This window comes from Pedobacter sp., from assembly GCF_045628745.1.
Classification (GTDB): domain Bacteria; phylum Bacteroidota; class Bacteroidia; order Sphingobacteriales; family Sphingobacteriaceae; genus Pedobacter.
This window is the reverse complement of sequence record NZ_JAZQPU010000053.1, coordinates 1-2,158: the sequence shown is the minus strand read 5'-3', so window position 1 is coordinate 2,158 and position 2,158 is coordinate 1. Positions and strand designations below refer to the sequence as shown.

The 2,158-nt window shown below is 38.3% G+C and carries 2 protein-coding genes; both read right to left on the bottom strand.

The features are described from left to right. Positions 1-49: 49 nt before the first annotated feature. On the bottom strand, positions 50-985 hold the full coding sequence (locus ACR2F7_RS02265) for an IS3 family transposase (protein ID WP_432711989.1): 936 nt from the start codon (positions 983-985) through the stop codon (positions 50-52). Next, a complete protein-coding gene (locus ACR2F7_RS02260; RefSeq protein ID WP_432711988.1) occupies positions 982-1,530 on the bottom strand; it encodes a hypothetical protein in 549 nt (182 codons plus the stop codon). The genes ACR2F7_RS02265 and ACR2F7_RS02260 overlap by 4 nt, the downstream gene beginning before the upstream one ends. Positions 1,531-2,158: the final 628 nt, after the last annotated feature.

Here is a 2,158-nt window from a genome sequence, read left to right as displayed (position 1 = left end):
TGTCTTATCCTGAATAGGCTATACATGTATTGAATTAATACTGAATTTACTATACAACTAATTTTGGTAATTCTGCCTGAGCTATACACTCAGGTTTTAGCTTGTTTTTATACACTTTTTCTTTCCATCTTTTTTTCAGCGGACCTGTTTGTAAATGTGCTTGTTCGGGTGTTAAATAATCACAGCTGGCATGAGGCCTGAGTTCATTGTAGGCTTTGATTGCTCTTTGAATTTTGGCTGTCGTTTCTGCAAACCCTTCTGCAGAAAAATGAAGGTTGAACTCTGTTTTGATTGTGCCATTCACCCTTTCAGCAATGGCATTTTCGTAAGGATCGCCATTTTCAGTCATACTGATGGCGATCCGGTTTTCTACCAACAGGTCCACATAATCATGGGAACAATACTGGCTTCCCCTATCAGAATGATGGATCAGCTTTTGCTGAGGATACAGGCGTGCTTTAAGGGCCATTTGCAAAGCATCGATACAGCCTTTTGCCGATAGATCTTTACGAAAGCAGTAGCCCATAATCTTTTTGGAATAAGCATCTGTAATCAGGCTCAGGTAGCCCCAATGATTGATCATGCGGATGTAAGTGATATCGCTCACCCAAAGCTGTTCGGGGCGGTTAATTTCCATTTCTTTGATCAGGTTATCATAGATATGCATCCAGTGTCTGGAATCGGTGGTGACCACTTTCCTTTTTCTTCTTCTAATGCTCATCTGATGCTCGCGCATCAAATCAAACAAATAGTCCCTTCCAATGCTGAGATGGTGGCTTTCAAGTGGTTTTTTTAGCATTTGATGAAGCTTTAAAGTACCGCTGCCGGGAAGCTTTTTACGGATTTCTAAAACGTGTTGCAGCACGATATCATCCTTAAATCCCTGGTCCTGAAATCGCCACTGGTGGTCATAATAAGCATGTCTTGTCTTGCCAAACAGTCTGCACAAGCGTATCATCCCATTTTTGGGATAATCTTGTTTCATTTTGATGACTGCCTGGCACCAGACTTTTTTCTGATATCGATTTTGAACTGTTCTTGGGCAATGTCAATTAGGGTATCTAAAGCCTTAATTTTAAGCTGGGCGAAGGTAAGAGCCTCCCGCAGGGCCTTTACTTCTTCTGTTTCCTTGTTTTTGACGTCCTTAGCCATAGGATGAGAATTTACTACACTAAGATCGGCATTTTCTTTTTGCTCTTGTCTAATCCAGGATAAAATCATCACATTGCTCTTGAGCCCAAAAGTTATTCGGGCCTGTGTTACACTCATCCCCAAGGCGATGGCCCGCAACACAGAACGTTTTTCCGAGGGTTTAAAGACTCTTCGTTTGTTTTGTTGATAAACAACAGAGCCATATTTGCACATCCACAGACAGAGCGTACTTTGTGAAACGCCATAACGCTCGACTAGTGTGCGTCTGGGAATTCCATCTTCTACTGCATTTACGATTTCTTTGATCAATAAAGGATCATAAAAATGGACTACAGGTTTACGTTTGGTAAGAGCCTGACTTTCTTTTTTAGTTTCCATACACTTAGTTTTATGTGTATAGCTTTTTCAGGAATCGACAGACAGATAGGTATAGGTAACGTGAATTAAAGTGATTTTAGGATGGAATAGCCGCTTTTTTCAAGACATAATAAACAGTCTTTTACTTCATTGAAGTACTTTGAATCTTTGAAATGTTTTTTTGAATCCTTTTTAAACTGGGTAGTGAAAATAAGGCTATAACTCCTCCTTCAGGTGCGATAAGTAATTATTTAATTCTTCCTGCCCCTTAATTGCATCTAATATGTGCTTGTTGTTTTTAATTTCATTGATAGCACATATTGTTTTTTCATTGGGCTCCAAAAATCCTGAACATTCTAGTAATAAGGTTTCGATATAACTATTTAGACTGCAATTTGATTTTTTAGCCTTATCTTTTATGTATAAGTATAAATCCTGCTGTAAACGTATAGATGTTGATTTTTTGTCCAACGTTGAGTTCATGGCATGTGTTTTACATGGATTCATGTGTCATACAAAAATACTTAAAAATATCATTAACGATTAATTGATCACCATTAAATCCTTTTCCTGTTTTAGCTTCTCGTTATTATGGTGCCTATCCATATTACGAATATGCTAATTCCCTACATCACCATTTCTTCCATTA